The sequence below is a fragment of the Microvirga sp. M2 genome (assembly GCF_047497095.1).
In the GTDB taxonomy this organism is placed as follows: domain Bacteria; phylum Pseudomonadota; class Alphaproteobacteria; order Rhizobiales; family Beijerinckiaceae; genus Microvirga.
In genome coordinates this window covers 464,045-485,086 of sequence record NZ_CP134063.1, presented here as the reverse complement: position 1 = coordinate 485,086, position 21,042 = coordinate 464,045, and the positions used below count along the sequence as shown (strand labels likewise).

Genomic DNA, 21,042 nt, shown 5'->3' with positions numbered 1-21,042 from the left:
CGACAATTTTCATGTCCGGGTAGCGTCAACTACGATGACCGACTTTTTCGTGTGGGCTTAGGCTGGTGCAGGCGGCGCCGGACATTGGGCTTGAGGGCGTTCCTGACGTCCTTGTCGGTGAGCGCCAGATCGAACCACTCCGGATCGAAGTGGCCGCCGCACCAGATCCGGGTCTCAGTGTGCTCAAGATCGTTCGGGTCGGCCATGATGGCGAGAAAGCGCTCATAGCTACTCACGCCACCCACGTCCTCCGGCGGTCTGGCACGGGCTCCTGCGATGCAGGCCCCCAAACGAGGAGGCGCATCGAGAGCCAGCAGCTTCTCGATCTCCACGGTGTGCAGCCAGCTGTCCCCGAAGTCATAGAGATAGCTAAAGCAGGTGCCCGGCTCCCGGTCGAAGTCGCGCAACCGCACCTCACGCTCGTCGAACACCCGCGCGTCATCCTCGAAAGCCCCGTCCTCGAGCAGCTCCGGATCGCCATAGCGCAGGCCACCAATGCGGAACTCGTGCAGGTGATAATCCCACCAGTTGAACGCCGCCTGGATCGCAAGGTGCAACTGCCCCAGGTGCCAGGTCCACGGCACCACCAGCCGCCGCCACACGGGCGGGTCGATCTCGGCCAGCGTGATCTTGATCTGGAGGGCGTTGGGATCTTTCCAGGACATGCCCCAGTGGACCTGTCACCGGGGGCGGCGTCAACTAGCCGGACGCGTCCGACGACAATTAGACAGCGGCGCTCTTGGCCTCCGTCGCGGTTCGGCGCCGGTAGCTCTCGGTGTTGAGTTCCAGAATGGTGGCGTGGTGGACCAAACGGTCGATCGCCGCGACCGTCATGGCGGGATCCGGGAAGATCTGATTCCAGGTGCTGAAGGGCTGATTGCAGGTTGTGATCAGAGAGCGTCGTTCATAACGCTCGGCGATCAGCTCGAACAGGACGCTCGTTTCCGCCTGATCTTTACGCACGTAGCCGAGGTCATCGAGGATCAGGCAATCGAAGCGGTCGAGTTTGGCCAGGGTCGCCGGCAGGCTCAGATCGCGCCGGGCGGCCTGCAGCTTCTGGACCAGGTCGGTGGTGCGCGTGAACAACACCCGTTGGCCGGCCTCGATCAGGGCCGTGCCGATCGCCGCGGCGAGGTGCGTCTTGCCGGTCCCAGAGGGGCCGAACAGCAAAATGTTGGCGCCCTGATCGAGCCAGGCATCCCCGTCCGCCAGAGCCAGGACCTGCGCCTTGCGCAGGCTCGGCACCGCGGCGAAGTCGAAGGTCGCAAAGGTCTTGCCGGGGGGCAGGTCGGCCTCGGCGAGATGGCGGGCAATGCGTCGACTGTGTCGCTCATGGATCTCGTGCTCGCACAGGGCCGCCAGGAAGCGAGCCGATCCCCAGCCCTCCGCATCGGCCCGGGCACCGATCTCCTGCCAGAGCCGCGAGATGGTCGGCAGACGCAAGGTGGTGAGCAGGACCGGCAACTTCGCCGTGTCGACCGGCGGCGCGGCGGATGAGGATCGGGTCATGGTGCGGCCCCTTCTGAAGCGGCGATGGGATCGACAGGGATCAGGCAGTCATAGACGCTCGGATCCGGCGCCCTCACATGAACCACCGGCGCCTGGACGTTCAACGGCCCGGCCACGAGGGCCCGGGCCTGATCGAGATCCGGGAGCCCGCCGCCGGCGAGGACGCTCGCGAGATGATCGGCCAGCTGGGCCTCGCAGGCGTGCGTGGCGGCCAGATGCAGCAGGCCGACATAGACCCGGCACGCCTGTCTTGGATCGAGCCTGGCATCAAGCACCTCCCAGGCCCGTCGGAAGGCAGTCTGCGGGAACAGATCCTCCCGGAATACCGAGTGCCGGAAGGCCTGCGGCTTCTTCACGAGAGCATGGACCAGATGGCGGTAATCGACGACGCGGACACCGGGACCGCCGCGTTTGAAGTAGCGGCGGGGGACGGTCAGCACCGGGCTCAGGCCGAGATGGCAGACAAGACGATCATCGTAGATATGCACCTTGAGCCGACAGCCGACGAGGCGCGAGGGCACGGTGTAAAGGACATTGCGCACCGAGATCGTGCCGGAGCGTGTGACGGTGACCGTCGCCACCGAGTAGTCGCTGGTGCGAAAGCGCGGCAGAGGAGCCAGCGCCTTGCGCTCGATGGCAAGCGCCGCCTGCACGGCTGCGTTCTTGCGCATGGCGAAGTCCTGCAGAAAGGCCTGGTAGGCCTCCAGGTCCGAGAAGTCTTTCGAGCCGCGCAAGTCGAGAGCTTCGCGCAGCCCGAGCTTGAGATGGCCATGGGCGGCTTCGACCGATCCGTTCTCGTGGGCGATGCCGGCATTGTTGCGGGTGGGCTGCAGACCATAATGGTTGCAGAACGCGGCATAGGCCTTGGCCTCGTCCTCGCGATCAATGAGATTGCGGTAGGCGGCCGAGAGCCGGTCGGTGCGATGCTCGCGCGGGACGCCGCCGAGCTGCCAGAGCGCCTCCTGCAGGCCTTCGGTGAGAGCCGTGAAGCTCTCGCCGCCGCAGATGGCTTTGATGAAGCGCCAGCCGGAATAGGCGAGCCAGAAATGATAGAGCAGATGGGGAAAGGGTCGGCCGGCGATGGTCACGCCGAGCTTGGCGCCATTGGTAAAATCCGAGAGGGCCTGCCGACCGGGCGGATGCTCCTGTCGGAAGATCAGCTCACGCTCCGGTCCCTCGGTGGCGCGCCAATGGGCCACCCGGCGCTGCAGCGAGCGCAGATGGCCGTCGCCATAGCGCCCTGGATGCAGCCGTTGCAACTCTTCCAGCAAAGTGGTGGCCCGGATCTGGGGCGCGGCCTCCAGCATCGGCACGAGTTCGTCGCGCCAGACTTCGGCGAACGGATCCGGACGCGTCCGGTAGCGCCGGCCCTCGCGCTGGCTGGGAAGAACCGGGTCGGCTTCGATGCGCCGACCGGTGCGCTCGCTGAAGCCGGCCCGTGCCGCCGCGGCGGCCTGAGAATATCCGTCCTTGCGTGAACTCATATAGCGCCTGACCTGGCGGTCGGTGACGTGCATGCCCGGCATCAACCTTCTCCCGCAATCGCGGGAAAGATTGATGCATCTCACACCTAACCGGCCATCTCTGTCGTCATCAGGCGGCCATCATAGTTGGCGTCGTACAGGGCTGGAAGGCTCGCACTTTCAACACGGCGCAGCGCGTCACGGGCGTAAGATGCCAGGAGCCACGCAAGATCGGCAGGGCGGGAAAGGGGGGCCAGGTGGTGGAGTGCTCGGCGTAGGTACTCAACGAAAGCCTCGGCCTTATCCTCGGCGGCTTGACGCGGTGCTGAGCATGCCTGCCAGAATGCAGCATCGGTGTTCGCAAGCGTGAAGCTCTCCAGGCGGGTTGCCTGCCCACTCGCATCGCGACCAACGAGGAGGAAATCGCGGTAATTGGTGACAAGAACGAGCCCGTAGCGGTTCCAGTATCGTGAGACCTGATCGGTCGCAGCGGTCTTCCAGGTCTCGTCAGTGAGTCCCTTGACCTCAACGACGCCCCGTTCAGGGTTCGCACCCTGACCCTGGATCGGCTCGCCTCCCCGGCACTGAACATGCGTATAAAGGCCGAAATCGGGGTGGCCCGCCCCCTGGTTCTTGATTTGGCCGTTGGCAATGACCCGAGGCTTTAGGGTTTTACCTACCGCATTGAGCAGGTTCTCCAGCGCGCTGTAGTAGGAGGTCTCACTCGTCGCCCCTCCCGTCGAGCGAATCTCGACCATGCGGCGGAGATAAGTCTCAACGATCTCCCGTGATAGTTCAGTCACAAGGTCCCCCCTTCGGCGCTTGCGAGCGTTTTGCGACAAGGAATACCACCCTAACTTGGTTTGGGAAAACCGCCAGAGTTGCCTGCTGTCGTGAAATTGTGAATATTTCCCATGTTCCCATTTCGTTCATGTCTGATCTGATCTACCCTGCCTCTAAAGTGGAGGGGGGCATGGCATCACTCGGCTTCTTTGAAGAGCAGACCGATCAGTCAGAGGTAAAGGCGAACATCGTCGCGAAATATTTCGTGGCGTGGGCTAAGGTCATGCTCGGAGTCAAGGCGCAGCATGGCAAGATTGATCGCCTCGGCTACATCGACCTCTTTGCAGGACCGGGTAGGTACGCCGATGGCTCGAAATCCACTCCGCTCCTGGTTCTCGAACAGGCGCTCGCGACTCCAGGGCTCAACGATATCCTCGTTACGATGTTTAACGACAAGGACAGAAATAATGTTTCTTCGCTGAAGGAGGCCGTCAAGGAGCTACCCGGACTTGCTGCGTTGAGACACGAGCCCAAAATATTTTGCGGCGAAGTAGGCGCTGACGCCGAAGCAATGTTTAGGGGCATCAAGATGTGCCCCACTTTCTCATTCGTTGATCCCTTCGGCTACAAGGGTCTGTCCCGTGGCTTCATCCAGGCGATGGTGAAGGACTGGGGTTGCGACTGTGTCTTTTTCTTCAATTACGGCAGGATCAACGCAGGTATTAACAACGACGCCGTCCGAAAGCATATGGATGCTCTCTTCGGAAGCGAACGCATTGAGCGCATGCGTGGCATCCTTGACGACATGCGTCCACATGAGCGCGAGTCCTTTGTTCTGGAGGAGCTTGCTGCCGCACTCCGCGATCTTGGGGCGCATTATGTGTTGCCCTTCCGGTTCAAGCGCGCAGACGGAAGCCGTACGTCCCATGCCTTGGTGTTCGTGTCCAAAAACATTCTCGGCTACACCATAATGAAGGATATCATGGCGCGAGAGAGTTCAACAGAAGACCAGGGCGTGCCTTCGTTCGCCTACTCACCCGCCGACGCTCGATGCCCCCTCCTGTTTTCGCTCAATCAGCCTCTCGAAGGTCTTGCTGATGATCTCACGGTCCGCTTCGCTGGACGCACGATGACCATGAGGGCGGTGTATGACGAGCATCACGTTAATCGGCCTTTTGTGGCTAAAAACTACAAGCGGGTTCTCGGGGAAATGGAGGCTGCGGGCCGGATTATCGCCGATCCCCCGGCAGCGAAACGCAAACCAAGGGCAGGACAGCCAACATTCGGCGATAACGTCCGAGTGACGTTCCCGAGGAGGAACTGAAATGGGTAGTTCCTCCTCAATCGAGTGGACTGATGCAACCTGGAACCCTGTTGCGGGCTGTACCATTGTCTCGCCCGGCTGCACGAACTGCTATGCGATGCGCATGGCCGCTCGGCTCCAAGCAATGGGGCAGCGAAAGTACGCAGGTACCACAAGGAAGACAGGCGGTCGCTACAAGTGGACGGGCAGAATCGTGCTCGACTATGGCGCACTGGCGGTACCAAAGGCATGGCATAAGGGGCGGCGAGTTTTTGTGAACTCAATGTCCGACCTCTTCCATGAAGATGTGCCGCTCGCCTTCATCCAAGATGTCTTTGCCGTCATGGCAGCGACCCCTCAGCATACGTATCAGGTACTTACAAAGCGCGCAGACCGCTTACTCGAACTCTCCCCTGCGCTAACTTGGCCGAAGAACACATGGATGGGAGTGAGCGTCGAGAACCAAGATTACCTCTGGCGCGTGGACCGACTGCGGCAGACTAACGCTAAGGTCAAGTTTCTGTCGCTAGAGCCACTACTTGGCCCATTGCCGGGCCTCGATCTTACAGGCATAGATTGGGCTATTGTCGGCGGTGAAAGCGGTCCCGGCGCGCGCCCTATTGATCCTAATTGGGTCAGGGACATCCGTGATGCCTGCCTCGAATCGGGCGTGGCATTCCACTTCAAACAATGGGGTGGCACGGTGAAAAGTAAGACGGGGCGGCGGCTGGATGGACGTACGTGGGATGAGTGGCCTGCAACGGTCTAGCGCAAGCCCATTACTCAAGAGGCAAAATGGGATTGTCCCGAAAGTCCTTTGTGACACCCGTCCTCCATACAATGCCTGATGACTTCGGGTTGTCCCACCCCGAGGTAAGCCAGAACTACGTAAAGCGACTGCTCTCGGCTCCCTATAAGGTGCTTCAGGAGGACGGGAGCGCACTCCTGGGCGACATCTTGTATGGCAACCTCGGTGAAATATTTCTGTTCAAGAGGGATGAGGCTGCTCTGACCTATTATCTGCGGTACGAAGTCAAGCTGATCGAACCGCTTGGGGTCGCTGCAACACAGGTGGCGCTGTGGCGTCGGTGTGCCTCTGGCCTGGAAGGAGGGACCTCCAACGTTATCTACACCTTGCTCAACCAATACAATGCTATCGTCAGCACTCCGTCCCTAACCCCATCAGGACAGAGATTTTGGATCGACCGCATGGCCGAGTCACATGTGCGCGGCTTGGTCATTGGTTTGATGGATGGCGATATCCTGCTCCCATACGACGGAGCGAGACCTCTGCTGGAATGGGGTCAGTCCCTGGATGGCAGGGAGAGCAAAGACGGTTCCGAGGGTCGGTGCTTCTATATCTCGAAGCAGGTCGGCTGATGGTGATTATCCATACCAGCCTATCACTCTCTACCAGTCCACCAGCCTGCGTCTCCGTTCGAGGGCGACAGGTTGCTATTCGACGCGGGACGCCCGCGTACTGGGAGGGGCTCTTGTGGATGGACCGGGAGCTTCCGTACGCAATCAGGTTCTTTGGCCGAGCGATCCGCAGAGAGACGCTCAGGTGGCTCAGGCAGCATCCGTGCGATCTGTGGTACGCCGATTACGAGCCCACTCAGGACGGGTACGTGCGCTTTCGATCCAATTGTGACCTCGCCAGTTTCGAGGCGTTCTTCGGTGCCCGGCTCGATGCGGCGCTGCCAGCCGAGCCACACTCGCAGTATGTGGACCCGACACCGGAGGGATGCCTTGATCAGGACTAATGGCGATATCCTCCAAGCGCTCTTAGTTGGCTTTGAGGCGCTCCCCGACACCCCCTCCTTTGTCTTGGCTGACTGGGTGGCAACGATCCCCGATGAGGCGGTCTATGGGCAGGCTCGCCACGCTCTTCTCGCCCGTTTTCCACGGCTCAACCGTGCCCCTGAACAGATCAAGCTCGACGATGCCGATCAGGAGCATACCCGCTGGCTCGCCCGGCCCTTTATGCCGCCGGTCTACTCTACTGATGCGCAAACGGGTGAGCGCCGCCTTATTCCGCAAGAGTTCATCGAGGCGCTTGGCCTCGACAGCAACGCCCCTCAAAGAGTCTACACCATGCCCGAGGGGCTAGATGGGGACGATGTTATGAAGTGGCTCCTCAGGGAGCCTCCATACGACGACAAGGAGAAGCACGCGACCTGGATGGACTGGGATGGAACCGAGTACGACCTCATCGACAGCCAATATGTTCCGAGGAGCACTCAGGAGCGATGACGATCCATTCGATGCCTCCGCGTCCCAAGCACGTGCTGCTATACGGCGCGTCACCGGAAAGCATGTACCATCAGCTGCGGCTACAGGAAGTCCCCGCTGCGGAGGCATTGCGGCGAGTACGCGACCTGTTTCCTGAACCTCCCAACCTAAGCCCAAAACCACCTGACGTTCCGTCCGCCTCGCAAATAGGTGTGCGGGACACGTCCACTGTGGCCTACGCGGACGCTTGGCAGACGCTACGCGCACAAACCCCAATAGGCATCGTCATCTTGCTGACAATTATCTGGATCGTGCAGCAATGTTTCTGGGTTGCGCTGTGGATGATTGGCCTCGCCGCTCGGGTCCTGGTCGGCATATTTTGGTTCATACTTGGTTTTGTGCTTGGCTTCCGAGCCTTCAGTCGTTGAGCCATCAATCTCTCGCTTTCCTCCGAGGGTTGCCATCCGGGGCAGATGCACGCAGTCAAAAATTGCAAGCAGACGCTCGATCATCGCCTCATCCCCACCATACAACGCGATGAGGTTGGCGAACGGTGCGCGAGTATTGGGCTGGCCGAGCCGGTCGAATGTCAATTTTCCCTTTAGAAAGAATACGTCGGCACTTCCGACAACAGCCTCATGGAACCACAAGTGATGGGTCTGGACCGGCAAGAGCGCGAACACCACCTTGCATCTTCCCTCCTCCCATTCCCGATGCGCCTTGCGAACGAAAGCCCCTGTCGCCGAGTAGGGTGGGTTCACATAGACACTGTCCGCAACCCAAGGCTGACCTAATCCGTCGTCCTCGACAAAGAGATATCGGTCGGCCACGACTTTGCTCTGACGGTGACCGCAAGGATCGAGGCTAATCGGCCCAATCACGGAAACGACCTTCTCCAGAAAGTCTGCTGAGGTGAATCTCTCATCTCGTGAGCCTTGGCCCCAATTCGCAATTTCCGGCTTCCGAGCCCGAGCCTTCGGAGCCAATACCGACAGGACAGCGCTTAGGGTCGCAATGCGGGCGTTGCCTCTCTCCAATCGGACGATGGCTGGGATCGAAACGCCCGCCCGTCCAGCAAGACGCTCCTGGCTCCAGCCGCGCCGGGTGCGTAATATCCTTACCTGTTCGGCAAAGGTCGTCCCACGTGGCAACCCAGCGAAACGCAGATCGAGTGCCGCGCAGACCGATGTGAGCAGGGCAACGGAGCCGTTGCCTCGGCTCTCGATCTCCCAAACGGCGTGAAGGCTTACCCCTGCTTTTTGTGCAAGTTCGGATTGAGTGAGCCCCGACGAGGTCCGAGCGTCGCGAATGGCAGCAGCAAAGTCCATAACGTTTTGGATCAAAAGTTTTATGCGAATCGTGTCTGCGTAGGACATGGCATCGCCGGGATCGGGTTTACAGGCAAGCAGGTGCTCAAACAAAATCTGGTTAGCGTGTGCGGCGGTAACGATGTCCCGCCGACCTGTTAAAGGGAAACACAGTCTACTGGAGTGGCGGGCCGAACTCCTCATCGAAAACAGTACGCTCTTTGGAATCCCAGAACCTGACGCCGACCACCTCGAACTGTTGGACACGCGTTTCCATCCCTATGCGACGGATGGTGCTCTCAACATCCGCCTGTTGGCTGGGTGGAACCATGATCACCATGCCATCCGATACAATGCCACCCTCGACACTCAGACGTGCGGCGATCAGGTCACTCATCGTCGAGAAGTGAAAGCCGTAGATGATGACGGGCTCGCAGCGAAGAAGGCGACGGCGGCAGATAAGGTCCGTGATCTCGTCAAGGGTACGATCATAGAAGGCGGGTTTGGAGGTGCTATTTTTCATGAACTTGCTGCGTTAGATCAAGACCGGCATGGGTTCGACATAGGAGGTTAGCGGACGCGAAGCTGGAAGCGATGCAGCTTTGGCGCGAAGCTGCTGCGGCCATATCGAAAACTTTACGTGCTGGTAGCGCCCACGGGATAACGGTGGGGCTGCAATCATCGCTGGGTCTATGACAGCGAGGATTTCACTACGTAGGTTGTCCGGCTCAATAGGGCGGAGGCTCGTCCTCCAACGCGGATCGAAGGTCGATATGACCTCGGACGCGGTTAGCGATCCGAGTACGACAATCCCCCGTATGCGGCCATCTGAAGACAACCAGACGGTCATGGAGAAGTCGCGCATCCAGCGATCTCCTCGGCGGCGATAATCTATTCGGTTTCGAGCCGCGACGCGCCATTGCCAGAAATCCGAATATCGGAACGCTGCAAGGTCGATCTCTATCACGTGCAGGCTGCCGGTTGCCTTAGTAAGCATGCGGCGCGCCATTCGACCTGCATACCGGCGAGCGCAGGGCTTGCAGGTGATCTGTCCACAACGGTTCTGAGAGCAGCACGTGATCCTCATACAAGGATTTATCGTACTAGGTGCAAATAGTGGACCTGCTCGGTAAGAAGATCATCTTGATATATCGAACCCAACCTTTCCAGTTGATGGTCCGCCGTGGGAGGCGGATGCCTTTTAGAGGAAGGCTTCACAATCAAAAAGCTCGACGAGGGATTCTTCGAGCAAAGGAGCACGGAGCCTTGTGTTGACGATCTCGTTGAGTTCGTATATGCGCTCCACCGACCTCCGAGGTCACGGTGCTCGTAGCCTCATAGCTGCTCCGCTACTAGCCGCCTTCAACGCATCGCATCAGCGGCAACCTGAGTCTCTCCTCAGGTCCTCTTCACTTGTCTTTCACAAGGAGAAGCGCGATGCGCCTTCCTACTCTTAAACAGCTTGAAGCTATGTCTTGGCAAACTGCCTGGGCAACCCTGGATGCACACGAGCGTGATGAGCGTGCAGCCTATAACAACTCAACTCTTTGGCATTGCCGTGGTCGCGCGTATGCGCGAAAGCTCATTCGCGAAAAATTGAAACGGATTGAACGGATGCGGTTCCATCTCGGGCTGTAAGCCGGTTGATAGGTGGGGACTGAGTACCCCACCTATCGAACACTGATCAACCTTATAAATCCTATACTCCGTACCAAGAGCCCCTCCGGATTTCGCGGCCTAGCCCGTCCTCGCAAACCCTTGCTTTTCCGTGCCTGCGGGACCTCGCGAAGTTCGCGTACGGGTGTGCTTACAAACATCGAGTTGTGACCTCCGGACAGCCATCCTGGTGTTACCTGTGCAGGTAAGGTCCATCTCGCGACCTTACCTGTCACCTCAATCTGTCGTCCTGCATCTGCCAATCTAAAATGTCTTAAGTTGGCGCACGAGTTTCTGGACTCGTTGTTGGACGAAGTTCGGCCATTTCCTTCCAATCCAAAAAATCCGTGCAACAATTGCGCAGCACTTGGCAGTTTTCGGACGGGAGATTTTTGACGATGGGGCGGAACTACGGCTACTCGCGCGTTTCAACATCGGATCAAGACTGGGCGATCCAGCTTGAAGCGCTCGCCAAAGCAGGCGTGGACGACCGCGACGTGTTTCGTGAGAAGGCATCCGGGGTCAAGAAGGATCGCACCGAGCTTCGTCGTGTTCTCGACCTCCTTCGCCCAATGGATCGGCTGACGGTGTTTGCCCTCGACAGACTCGGGAGAAGCCCGCTGCACCTGCTGGAGATCGTCGAGGAGATCGAGGCCAAGGGCGCAGTCCTGGTCTCGCTGCGTGAGACCATCGACACGTCCTCTCCAATTGGAAAGTTTTTTGTTACGATCCTTGGGAGCATTGGGTGCCTCGAACGCGATCTGATCATGTCGAGAACCAAGGCTGGGGTCGCGCTGGCTCGCCAACGGAATGTTCGTTTTGGCCGCCCCCCGAAGCTGACCGATGCCCTCATCCGACAAGTCATGCTGGCCCACGATGATCCAGCCAGCACGGTACCCGAGACTTGCCGCGTCCTCGGGATCAGCCGGTCGTCCTACTACGCGGCTCTGCGGGCCGGGCGGGCACAAGCCAGTGATCTCGTCGAGGCCGCCTGACGGAATGGCCTGGAGGCGATCCCCCAGGCCATCACGGTATCAGGCAATAGCGAGCCTGAAGGCCACCATGTCGGTCACAGTTGCGAAGGAGCACTCGACCTCTAATTCGCCTGTGAGGTGGTTGAAGTCCCAGGCGATCTCGGGATCGTCGAGTTCCATCTCGTACGCCCGCTCCCGCAGATCGCGCACCATGACCTGATGCGCGAGGTCCTCGAAGTACAGCCCCTCGATGTCGAGACCTGTGCTCTCCATCCGAGCCTTTAGCTCCTTGGCTTTCAGCCAGATGTCTTCCTCAGAGACGACATGTGTGAAGGAGTGGTCAGTGCGCATAACCGCTGACCTCCGCACCCATGACCGCCCCATAGGTGCATGGTTCGGGATCGACGGAGGACGGCAGAAGCTCGTCCAGGCGCTGACGCAGGCGATGAAGATCGCCGTGCTCCTGGAAGCGGAAGCTGATTGCGTCCTTCTCGATATCGAGAGTCCAAGTCGTACCCTCGGGACCAAGCAGTCCTGATGTGATGAGAAGAAGTTCGTGAGCGGCTTCGGCCACGTCGTACGGGCTAAAGCCCGTCGTCATGACTGTGTGGTGATGTTTATATGCCATTATAAAATGCCTTAAAATTATAAACGGCGCTCAAGGCCGATAATCAGAACCTACCGCAGTGGGCTCTTTGCCGTCGATATTCTCACGGAGGACTCTGGCTGATCACGAACTTCGGTCTTCACGAGATGGCTCTTGGATTGGTGCATGAGCAAAGGGATCATGGGGGCAGGGCTGCTACGCATCCCTGAGCCGCTGATAACCTTCGTTGCTCGCGATCACGCGTGATCGCTCTCACTCAGGCCACCAGCGGTAATTTGCTGAGGTGATCTCAATCTCTCTCAAGCAATTATCTTCTCATCTCGTACCCTAGATTTGACGCACTTCTCCCCCCTGCCTTGCCCGATGATAATGATGAGCAAGGCAAGGGGGAGATGAACACGACGACTCGTACCCTGAGTTCCAATTCGTCCAACAAGCCACGTGCCGGTTTAATCGGCGGCTGGCGGTTTCCCGTGACCAGCATCGGCGGCCCCATCCCCGATCCGCTCCACCTACTGGTGAGTTTGTGGGCTGCCCGACTAGGTGTGCTCTGTGAGCCTTTTGCACCTGACGGACCTTGCAACTCCGGTGAACGTTGAGATCGAAACGGTTATTGATCTGAGATCAAAGCTCGTACGCCAGACTGTTGGAGGATCGGCGTACGCGGAGAGGTGTCAAAGCGACCAAGACACACTTCTCCTCTTTTTCTGAATGCCTTCTTGCGGAACTCCTGTCCGCCGAGCAGCCGTTGCTCCCTACCATCTGGGGCGGGATGTCCGTCTCGTTGGGTCGCTCTCCCTACAGTCTTGCCGGTCAGAGGTCCCGGTTGCTGTTCTCGGGGCGGAGGTGGCCCCTGTACACTCCTGAGCGAATTATAAGCTGGAGCGAGCAGTCACTCGCTTCTGCAACTGTATTTAGATTAAACCAAATCGCGACCCAGATGTCGAATTGTTTGTAACATCAGAACGCGAGAATTGCAGAGCACGGGATAGGACGGCGTGCCTCAAAGTTCAATGCCATTGACCCAGCCTGTCGGCTCAGGCCAGCCTTCGTAAGCACTTCTTCCCTGAGTCTCCATATGCACAACAACGAATCCCCTCAGCTCCACCAAGCTCCAGATAAGCTGTTGAGCGCGCTAAAAAACATTTGATTTCATAGGCTTCTTGGGTCTGTTTGGTACCATCTACTGGTACACACTCACGCCCGAGCTTATGTATGTCTCGTCGCCCCCTCTACATCCAAATGCGCGACGGCACCTACTATTTTCGTTACAGAGTTCCAGCGAAGCTCAGGGCGATTATAGGCAGGACCGAGTATCACTATTCTTTGAAAACCTCAGATTATCGCGAAGCGAAACGACTTATACCAATTCCCGCTGATCATCATTGGTGCGCCCACTCGCGCAAGCCGATCGACATGATGGTCCAAGGCTGATCGATCAGCTTGTTCCAAGCCGCACAGCAGTGGTCGAGAATGTCCGTGTAGGACGTGAAGATCCGGTTGGAGATCCAGTTCTCCCTTATGAACTGCCAGATGTTCTCCACGGGGTTCAGCTCAGGCGCCATTGCCGGCAGCGGCACCAGAGTGATGTTGGGCGGCACCTTCAGCTTCCTCGAGACGTGCCATCCAGCTTGGTCGAGCAGCAGCACAGCATGCGCGCCAGGCGCCACCGCCTGCGAGATCTCGGCCAGATGCAGGGACATCGCCTCGGTCGTGCAGCGGGGCAAGACCAGGCCGGCGGCTTTGCCTTGGGCCGGGCAGATCGCCCCAAAGATGTAAGCAGACGCAGTCCGCAGATCGCGTGGGGCGGAGGGACGGGTGCCGCGCTTGGCCCAGCGCCGGGTGATCTTGTTCTTCTGGCCGATGCGGGCCTCATCGGCAAACCAGATCTCTATGGGCCGGCCGCCGGCCTCGTTGGTCGCGATCTCCTCCAGACGCGTGGGGAAGTCTTTTTAAAAGCAGCCACGGCCGCGTCGCTCCTGGCGTGATGACGCGGGCGAGCCGACAGCTTACGGAAGCTCAGAGACCGCAGCTCACGGCTGAGCGTCTGCTTCGAGATCCGGATCCGGTACTCCTCCCAGAGCCACTGCATCAGGTCGGCCAGGCGCCAGCGCACTACCCCGTGGACGGCTGGGATCGGGCCGCTCTCGATCATCTCGCTCAGGCGCTGCCGATGCGCGTCGCTCAGGATCGAAGGCTGTCCCGGCGCCTTCCCGTCCAGAAGCCCATCGGGCCCATGGGCATTGAAGCGCAGGACCCAGTCACGCACCGTCTGCAGGCTGACCCCGCCGATCTCGGCCGCTTGGGTGCGCAAGCCGCCCTCGTAGATCACCGCCAGGGCCAGCAAGCGGCGGGTCTGCGGGGCATCCTTGCTCCGGCGGGCAAGTTGGCGCAGACGAACGGCATCGTAATCGGGCCGGAGGGCGACGGGAATGGACATGGCAAACCTCCTCGCTTGCCATGTTGAATCACATCTCAGGCGCTTTGACGCTGCGACGAGTCGCTCTCACCAGGACGTGGTATTAGCTCGATTGAGCAGATCAAGGTTCATGCCGAAATCGACAGAGCAGAACAAACACTAGCTGCCCGTGCGGTCCACATTGATGGACACAGAAATCTTATAACACTTACTGACGCGCAGATTTGGGCACTAGCTACTAAATGGTTCGTCGAGCAGGAGGCAAAGACAGAGACGCTATCTCTATCTGAGGATGACGTCGAAACGCGATTTGAGGATTTTGGGTATCTATCCAATCAGGACCCATCTTCGAGCGCTACGGCTTCCATCTATGGGCGGACAGTGCGCTTCTTAGAGGAACAGGGCATCAAACTATCTTCCGAAGCAGGCGCAGTTGAGCGCTTGAGCCGGGTAATTCATCGAGCCGCTATCGAACACGAAAAGCGACTTCTCAATCGTCTGGCGAATGCCTCATTCGCACTCGATCCACATTTTAGTGCTCTAACGGCAGCGACTAAAATGCACCCCGGTGCAACGATGACCTTTTCTGAGTTGCTGGAGCGTTACCGTAGCGACCCCAGGAGGCCTGCTCGCTCACCTAAGACCAAGGCGAAGCATGACAGCCAGGACAAGGTATTTAAGGACATCATCGGCGCGAAGACGCTTTTGGTTGATATCAATCGGGAGCGAGTGGACCGTTTGCTGAAAATCATTCATCGCCTGCCGCCCAATTGGGAAAAGAGATTTAAAGGAATGAGTGCTTCTAGGGTGCTGGAGCTTGATCCTGCAAAGGTCGGCAAGCCCATGTCTCCAGTCACCGCAAATACCTACCTAGACGCCTTCTCGGGCATCATGAAGTATGCAGCAGACGAACATTTAATTGAACGCACGCCAGCGAACGGCCTTAAGCTACCATCTGACGGTATTAGAGCGAAGGATCGGCGCAACTCCTTTAAACCAGAGGACTTGAAGATCATTTTCTCAGCCCCGCTCTATACGGGCTGCATGGATGATGAAGCAGGGTATGCCAGGGTTGGCCCTAATAGGCCCCGTCGAAGTCGCTTCTGGGTACCCTTGGTAGCTTTGTTCTCCGGGATGCGCCTGAACGAGATATGCCAACTGACAGAGGATGACATCGCGGTGCTGGATGGAACCGATGTTATCTTAATCAGGAGCGTTGATGGCGAAGGTGAAGATGATACGAAGCGCGTCAAGACTGCGTCTGGAGTGCGCTTCGTACCCATTCATCCCGAGCTGATACGAATAGGGTTCCTGTCGTTCGTAGCCGCTAATAGAGCTAAGTACCCGCTCCGCTCAAGGCTCTTCCCAGAGCTCGCAATGGCAAGCACAGGCTATTTTTCCGACAACTTTTCAAAGTGGTTTGCAAACTTCAGAAAGAAGCTCGGAATTACTGAGAATGGAAAAACCTTTCATTCGTGTCAACCGAACCGAAGAATTGACCCCTTGGGCGAATTGAAGGTTTGACCCCCTCTCATCGCTTTGTGTCTCCCTCAGTTTCGAGGGCTACTCCGGCCTTCTGCAGAAGGCCGGATCGGCGCTTTTCACGAAGCCGGTAGCTATCGCCGCGGATGGTGATCACCGTCGAATGATGAAGCAGGCGATCCAATATCGCTGTCGCCACGACGGCGTCCCCAAAAACTGATCCCCATTCGCCCACGGAGCGATTGGAGGTGATCAGGATCGAGCCCCGCTCGTAGCGGCGCGACACCAGCTGGAAGAACAGATGCGCCGCATTGGCCTCAAACGGCAGATAGCCAAGTTCGTCGATGATCAGCAGTTTCGGCCGCGCCAAGATCGTCAGCTGCTTGTCGAGCAAGCCATCGTCATGGGCCTTGGCCAGCATTGCCACCAGCGTCGCGGCCGTGACGAACTGCACGCTATAGGTCTGCCGGATCGCCTCGCGTCCGAGAGCGACCGCCAGATGAGTTTTGCCGGTGCCCGGCGGCCCTAAAAGCAAGACCGCATCCCCATGCGCAATCCAGCGGCAGGTGGCCAACTCCCGGACCTGTCGCGGATCCAGCGACGGCTGCGCGTCGAAGTCAAAGCCGTCGAGCTCGCGCACGAACGGGAACTGGGCGATCTTGCTCGCCATGGCGATCCGCCGCTCGTCGCGCCGTGCGATCTCGCACCGGACCAGGAACGCCAGGGCCTCGCGCAAGGTCATGTCCGACCGAGCCGCCTCGTCCAGCAGCGTGTCGAGCTGGTCGCGGATCGCCGTCAGCTTGAGCCGATCGAGCATCGCCACCAGCGCCTCGTGATCGATGGCCGTCATCACCAGCCTCCTCCCACCAGCGCCTCATACTCGGCCAGCGGCCGCAGCAGGGCGGGCGGCACAACGATGTCCGTCGGCGCCGACCGCACCGGCCCCGCGGCGCCGACCACGCCGGCCAGATGCGCACGCTCGACAATCCGTTGGCGGCGGCCCCGGCACAGGGCATGATCGGCGACGACCTCGCCCGCATGACGCACGATCACGCGTCCGCCCAGCACCACGACCTGGACGCTCTCCCCGATCAGCCGCCAGGGCACCGAGTAGCTGTTCGTGTCCAGGTCGATCGCGCAGTCAGCCTGAACCTTGCGCACCAGATCCCGCAGCTGCCCGAACGGCGCCCGCCCGCCGAGGGGACGAAGTGCCCCGGCCTCGTCCGCAAAGCGCTCTGCCGGAGCCACGCCGGTGGTGCCATGCACCCGCTGATCAGCGACCTCACGCGTCCATCGATCCAGATGCGCCTCGAGGGCGGCCCAGCTCTCGAACCGGCGGCCGGCAATGGCATTCTTCTTGACGTAGCCGACCCCGCGCTCGTCCTTTCCCTTCGTGCGCGCCCGGTAGGGCGCACACGCGCGGGGTGCAAATCCCCAGTAGCGGGCAAAGGCATGCAGCCGCCCGTTGAACCGCACCTCCCGGGTGGCCGCATCGTGATGCTCGACGAGCGCCTTGGGATTGTCGAACAGCACTTCCGCTGGAACCCCGCCGAAGCGCAAAAAGGCGCCTTCCATGCCCTCGAACCAGTCCGCCTGGCGCTCGCGCAGGGAGGGTCGAATATGCAGCCGGCGCGAGTAGCCAAGCGTTGCCACGAACAGGTGCACCCGCACCCGCTCACCGCCGATCCACACCCGCGTGTCGCCGAAGTCGATCTGCATCTGCTGGCCCGGGGCCGTCTCAAACCGCACGGTAGCCCGCATCTGCGCCTTCAACTCCCGGCGCCAGCGCTGCACCCGCAGTTCCACCGAGCGAAGCCCGATGACGATGCCGTGCTCGCTCGCCAGTTCCTGGCGCACCACGTCGGCGTTGCCGCTATGCCGGAAGAAGCGCTCCCGCAGCCACTCATCCAGCCCGTCGAAAACAGTCCGGCGCACGGGCTTGCGGAAAACAACAGCCCCGCCCTGGCGCAGATAGCGCCGCACCGTATTGCGCGCGCACCCAAATTCTTTCGCCAGCCGCTTGGCACCCCAGCCAAGCCCATGCAGCCGCAGCATCGCAGCCACCTCCTCAGCCTGAAGCATCTCGTCTCCCCGCATCGTGCGCGACAATGCAGGATCCACTGAAACCCCAATCGACATCTATTCCTCCTTTGCCAAGGAGGGGTCAGGTCTTCCTTTCGTCAGGGGGTCAGTTTCTCAATTCGGACGACAATTCGTTCCGCCATACATATCGCGATGCGCTAAGGGAGGCCAACATCTCTTCAGAAAGGGTCCAGGCGCTAGGCGGTTGGTCAAGCGGCCGCACGGAGGACAATTATGGAGACGGGTTTAGAGCAAGTACTCTAGCAAGAGAGATAGCCAAAATGAAGTTCGAAGGCCTTGATCTGGCGTTCCTACATGAGCAAGAGAGACAAGTGGTTGAGGATGGAGTTTGCCATTAGCTCTCCTAACCAAATTGTAGCCGACAATGTCCGCATGTGCCATGGTGACAAGTATGAGTGATGACGAGATCTTTTATACTGTGAAAGTTCGCCCTCGCGGAGGTGTCGGGCACGCAGCTGTATGGCAATGGGAAGTATACAAGTTGGATGGTATGCTCCCTGTTAGAACCGGCACCATAACAGGCGCAGAGCGAAAAGCTTACCAAGCCGGTGAGGCAGAAATCACGCGCCTCTATGACCAGCAAGCTAAGCGTAATAGGAAGCGGTGAGTGACATAGGTGGTTTTATTGCGATCACCATCCCGTACCGTCCTCGTCTGATCCACGCCTTGTATGTGTGCGGCCCTCCAATGTAGAACGTTCACTTTGTTTTACATCGAACCGACGTACAGCTTTCTCCCATACTGGCTTTTCGGCCATCGCTCGATCAAATTCACGTTCGAAGCGGTCCCTTAAAGCAACTTTCCTATCTCGCTCAGCCTCGATTTCGGCGGCCTCAATCCCATAATGCTGTTCAAGCCAATCATCCAATTTGCGGATCTGGATACGCAGTCTGCTGATTAGAAAATCATAGCGCGTTCCTCTCTCAGCCCCCCCTGCCTCTAGATACATGTTCTCCCATTGATGGGCTGCGTTAGGGTTCATAGCGGGATTAGGTGTTTGATCCCAGGGTTTGATGGTGCGATATTATCCTTGGAATGGAGGGATGCGCTATGGGCCAAGTTCTCCATGGGAGCGCCACAACGACTGAGGCGATCCGTCGAGCAATACAAAATAGTCAAGCGAGCTTGAGGGCCCTGGCCGAACGCCATGGCCTCAACCCCAAGACCGTCGCCAAATGGAGGAAGCGGGACACCACCGCAGATCGCCCGACGGGGCCGAGAGCACCGCATTCCACGGTGCTCTCGGTCCAGGAAGAGGCGATCGTCGTCGCCTTCCGCCGGCATACCCTCCTGCCGCTGGATGACTGTCTCTACGCCCTGCAAGCCACAATCCCGCACCTGACGCGGTCATCGCTCCATCGTTGCCTGCAGCGGCATGGCATCAGTCGCCTGCCCGAGGTGACCGGCGACAAGCCCGCCAGGAAGACGTTCAAGGCCTACCCCATCGGCTACTTCCATATCGACATTGCCGAAGTGCGCACTGAGGAGGGACGGCTCTATCTGCTGGTTGCGATTGACCGCACCAGCAAGTTTGCCTTCGTGGAACTGCACGAGAAGGTGACGACCGCGATCGCCGGCGACTTCCTGCGTGCGCTGATCAAGGCGGTGCCGTACAAGGTGCACAGTTAGCGGTGTTCTCAGGCCACGGCCTTGAGGTCCGGCGCGGTGGCATAGGCCCACGGCAGTAGATCATCAATGCGGGTGTTGAGATGGCCGGTGGCGATGCGGCTCAACACGTCGGCGAGATAAGCCTGCGGATCCACCCCGCACAGTTTGCAGGTCTCGACCAATGAGGCGATGATCGCCCAGTGTTCGCCCCCGCGATCCGAGCCGGCAAACAGTGCATTCTTGCGCGTCAAGGCCAAAGGCCGGATTGCCCGCTCGACCACGTTGGAGTCGATCTCAATCCGCCCGTCGTCGACAAAGCGGGTCAGCCCGTCCCAGCGCACAAGCGCGTAGCGGATCGCCTCGGCCAGCTTGCTCTTCTGGCTGATCAGACCGAGTTTGCCGCGCAACCACGGCTCGAGAGCGTCCAGTACCGGACCGCTCTTGGCCTGACGAATCCGGCAGCGCTCCGCCGCACTCATGCTACGGATCTCGCTCTCGATCCGGTAGAGCTCCGCAATCCGGGTGAGCGCTTCGCTGGCAATCGGCGCCGCTCCGGCCACGGCCAGTTCGTAAAAGCGCCGTCGCACGTGCGCCCAGCAGAACGCGAGGGTGACCTGATTGCCTCCAGCTAGAGCCCGATAGCCGCTGTAGCCGTCCACCTGCAGCACGCCGGCAAAACCGCACAGATGCTCGATCGGCCGGGCCGCCTTGCGATCCGGCGCATAGACGTAGGCCACCCCAGGCGGATCCGTGCCGCCCCACGGCCGATCGTCCCGCGCATAGGCAAACAGCTGCCCGGTCTTGGTCTGGCCGCGGCCGGGATCGAGCACCGGTGCGGTGGTCTCATCGGCAAACAGCCGGGGTGAGGTCTTCAGCTGCGCCAGCAGGCGCTCATGTACCGGCCGCAGGTGCCAGGCGGCGCGCCCGACCCAATCAGCCAGGGTCGAACGATCCAAAGTGATGCCCTGACGCGCGTAGATCTGAGACTGCCGGTAGAGCGGGAGATGGTCGGCGTATTTCGACACCAGCACCTGCGCGACCAGCGCGTCGGTGGGCAGGCCGCCTTCGATCACGCGGGCCGGAGCCGGGGCTTGCACCACCCCATCCTCGCAGTGGCGGCAGGCGTATTTGGGCCGTCGCATCACCAGCACGCGCAGTTGCGCCGGCACGATGTCGAGGCGCTCGGAGACATCCTCGCCGATGCGGTGCAGGGCATTGCGGCAGCAGGGACAGGTTGGATCCTCGATGTCGATGATCGTCTCAATGCGCGGCAGATGGGCCGGCAAGGATCCGCGGTTCCGACGCCGCTGGGCCGCTCGGCTTTGACGCTCGGCCAGATCCGCTTGCTCGTGTTGGGCGCCTTCGGCGGCCTCAGTCTGTTCGGCCTCTTCCAGCCCGAGCAGCAGTTGATCCTCAGGCAGGCTCTCGGCCCTGCGGCCGAAGCGATGACGCTGCATCGCCTTGATAATCTGCTCCAGACGTTCAGCGCGGGCCCGCTCGGCCAGGAGCATGGCTTTGAGCAGTTCAGGATCATCCGGGAGAGTTTGCATCGCGCTGGTCACAGGACGAAGTGAATCATGCTTCGACGGGAGCCGC

The 21,042-nt window shown here is 59.7% G+C and carries 20 protein-coding genes and 1 pseudogene; 9 read left to right on the top strand and 12 right to left on the bottom strand.

Going from position 1 to position 21,042, the window contains the following annotated elements; all coding sequences use genetic code 11:
- Positions 1-29 precede the first annotated feature (29 nt).
- The 4 genes from RE429_RS02335 to RE429_RS02320 are packed head-to-tail and all read right to left on the bottom strand — an operon-like array spanning position 30 to position 3,730.
- Positions 30-665, bottom strand: a complete 636-nt coding sequence (locus RE429_RS02335) for a plasmid pRiA4b ORF-3 family protein (RefSeq protein ID WP_414471407.1) — start codon at positions 663-665, stop codon at positions 30-32.
- Positions 666-723: 58 nt separating this feature from the next.
- Positions 724-1,509, bottom strand: a complete 786-nt coding sequence (gene istB / locus RE429_RS02330; protein ID WP_414471408.1) for an IS21-like element helper ATPase IstB — start codon at positions 1,507-1,509, stop codon at positions 724-726.
- The gene (gene istA, locus RE429_RS02325; RefSeq protein ID WP_414471409.1) at positions 1,506-3,035 is read right to left on the bottom strand and encodes an IS21 family transposase; all 1,530 of its coding nucleotides are present in this window, start codon (positions 3,033-3,035) and stop codon (positions 1,506-1,508) included. The genes istB (RE429_RS02330) and istA (RE429_RS02325) overlap by 4 nt, the downstream gene beginning before the upstream one ends.
- 44 nt (positions 3,036-3,079) lie before the next feature.
- On the bottom strand, positions 3,080-3,730 hold the full coding sequence (locus RE429_RS02320) for a hypothetical protein (RefSeq protein ID WP_414472783.1): 651 nt from the start codon (positions 3,728-3,730) through the stop codon (positions 3,080-3,082).
- 215 nt (positions 3,731-3,945) lie between these two features.
- Between RE429_RS02320 and RE429_RS02315 the strand changes: the two genes are divergently transcribed.
- From RE429_RS02315 to RE429_RS02300, 4 genes are all read left to right on the top strand, one after another.
- On the top strand, positions 3,946-5,079 hold the full coding sequence (locus RE429_RS02315) for a three-Cys-motif partner protein TcmP (protein ID WP_414472782.1): 1,134 nt from the start codon (positions 3,946-3,948) through the stop codon (positions 5,077-5,079).
- A 1-nt stretch (position 5,080) separates the two neighbouring features.
- The gene (locus RE429_RS02310) at positions 5,081-5,827 is read left to right on the top strand and encodes a DUF5131 family protein (protein ID WP_414472781.1); all 747 of its coding nucleotides are present in this window, start codon (positions 5,081-5,083) and stop codon (positions 5,825-5,827) included.
- A gap of 26 nt (positions 5,828-5,853) precedes the next feature.
- Positions 5,854-6,438, top strand: a complete 585-nt coding sequence (locus tag RE429_RS02305) for a hypothetical protein (protein ID WP_414472780.1) — start codon at positions 5,854-5,856, stop codon at positions 6,436-6,438.
- A gap of 369 nt (positions 6,439-6,807) precedes the next feature.
- A complete protein-coding gene (locus RE429_RS02300) occupies positions 6,808-7,311 on the top strand; it encodes a hypothetical protein (RefSeq protein ID WP_414472779.1) in 504 nt (167 codons plus the stop codon).
- A 236-nt stretch (positions 7,312-7,547) separates the two neighbouring features.
- Here the strand turns inward: RE429_RS02300 and RE429_RS02295 are convergent, their stop codons facing one another.
- Both RE429_RS02295 and RE429_RS02290 read right to left on the bottom strand, forming a co-directional pair.
- Positions 7,548-8,666 (bottom strand): DNA N-6-adenine-methyltransferase, encoded by a 1,119-nt coding sequence (locus tag RE429_RS02295; RefSeq protein ID WP_414472778.1) that lies wholly within the window; start codon positions 8,664-8,666, stop codon positions 7,548-7,550.
- A gap of 106 nt (positions 8,667-8,772) precedes the next feature.
- Positions 8,773-9,120, bottom strand: a complete 348-nt coding sequence (locus tag RE429_RS02290) for a hypothetical protein (RefSeq protein WP_414472777.1) — start codon at positions 9,118-9,120, stop codon at positions 8,773-8,775.
- A 914-nt stretch (positions 9,121-10,034) separates the two neighbouring features.
- Here RE429_RS02290 and RE429_RS02285 point away from each other — a divergent pair.
- Together RE429_RS02285 and RE429_RS02280 are read left to right on the top strand one after the other, a co-directional pair.
- Entirely contained in the window at positions 10,035-10,235 is a 201-nt protein-coding gene (locus RE429_RS02285) for a hypothetical protein (protein ID WP_414472776.1), read from the top strand.
- 416 nt (positions 10,236-10,651) lie between these two features.
- Positions 10,652-11,248: a recombinase family protein gene (locus RE429_RS02280; RefSeq protein WP_414472775.1), complete on the top strand. Its 597-nt coding sequence runs from the start codon at positions 10,652-10,654 to the stop codon at positions 11,246-11,248.
- 39 nt (positions 11,249-11,287) lie between these two features.
- On the opposite strand, the gene RE429_RS02275 is transcribed toward RE429_RS02280, so the two are convergent.
- Both RE429_RS02275 and RE429_RS02270 read right to left on the bottom strand, forming a co-directional pair.
- Positions 11,288-11,500, bottom strand: a complete 213-nt coding sequence (locus RE429_RS02275; protein ID WP_414472774.1) for a hypothetical protein — start codon at positions 11,498-11,500, stop codon at positions 11,288-11,290.
- Between the two features lie 67 nt (positions 11,501-11,567).
- Positions 11,568-11,828, bottom strand: coding sequence for a hypothetical protein (locus RE429_RS02270; protein WP_414472773.1), 261 nt, complete (start codon positions 11,826-11,828; stop codon positions 11,568-11,570).
- Positions 11,829-13,049: 1,221 nt separating this feature from the next.
- Here RE429_RS02270 and RE429_RS02265 point away from each other — a divergent pair.
- Positions 13,050-13,268: a DUF6538 domain-containing protein gene (locus RE429_RS02265; RefSeq protein WP_414472772.1), complete on the top strand. Its 219-nt coding sequence runs from the start codon at positions 13,050-13,052 to the stop codon at positions 13,266-13,268.
- Here the strand turns inward: RE429_RS02265 and RE429_RS02260 are convergent.
- Positions 13,217-14,274 (bottom strand): IS630 family transposase gene (locus RE429_RS02260; protein WP_414472771.1). Its coding sequence is split into 2 segments (ribosomal slippage): positions 13,217-13,782 and positions 13,782-14,274, totalling 1,059 coding nucleotides; the frame shifts between segments, so codons are not numbered across the junction. The genes RE429_RS02265 and RE429_RS02260 overlap by 52 nt on opposite strands.
- A gap of 360 nt (positions 14,275-14,634) precedes the next feature.
- Here RE429_RS02260 and RE429_RS02255 point away from each other — a divergent pair.
- Positions 14,635-15,777: a hypothetical protein gene (locus RE429_RS02255; protein WP_414472770.1), complete on the top strand. Its 1,143-nt coding sequence runs from the start codon at positions 14,635-14,637 to the stop codon at positions 15,775-15,777.
- Positions 15,778-15,784: 7 nt separating this feature from the next.
- On the opposite strand, the gene istB (RE429_RS02250) is transcribed toward RE429_RS02255, so the two are convergent.
- Positions 15,785-16,585 (bottom strand): IS21-like element helper ATPase IstB, encoded by an 801-nt coding sequence (gene istB, locus RE429_RS02250; RefSeq protein WP_414471376.1) that lies wholly within the window; start codon positions 16,583-16,585, stop codon positions 15,785-15,787.
- On the bottom strand, positions 16,585-17,874 hold the full coding sequence (gene istA, locus RE429_RS02245; protein WP_414471375.1) for an IS21 family transposase: 1,290 nt from the start codon (positions 17,872-17,874) through the stop codon (positions 16,585-16,587). Before istA (RE429_RS02245) ends, istB (RE429_RS02250) begins: the two co-directional genes overlap by 1 nt.
- 1,014 nt (positions 17,875-18,888) lie before the next feature.
- Here istA (RE429_RS02245) and RE429_RS02240 point away from each other — a divergent pair.
- Positions 18,889-19,464, top strand: a pseudogene (locus RE429_RS02240) (IS481 family transposase); the annotation flags it as partial.
- A gap of 11 nt (positions 19,465-19,475) precedes the next feature.
- Here the strand turns inward: RE429_RS02240 and tnpC are convergent.
- A complete protein-coding gene (tnpC, locus tag RE429_RS02235; protein WP_414474126.1) occupies positions 19,476-20,996 on the bottom strand; it encodes an IS66 family transposase in 1,521 nt (506 codons plus the stop codon).
- Between the last annotated feature and the right edge of the window lie 46 nt (positions 20,997-21,042).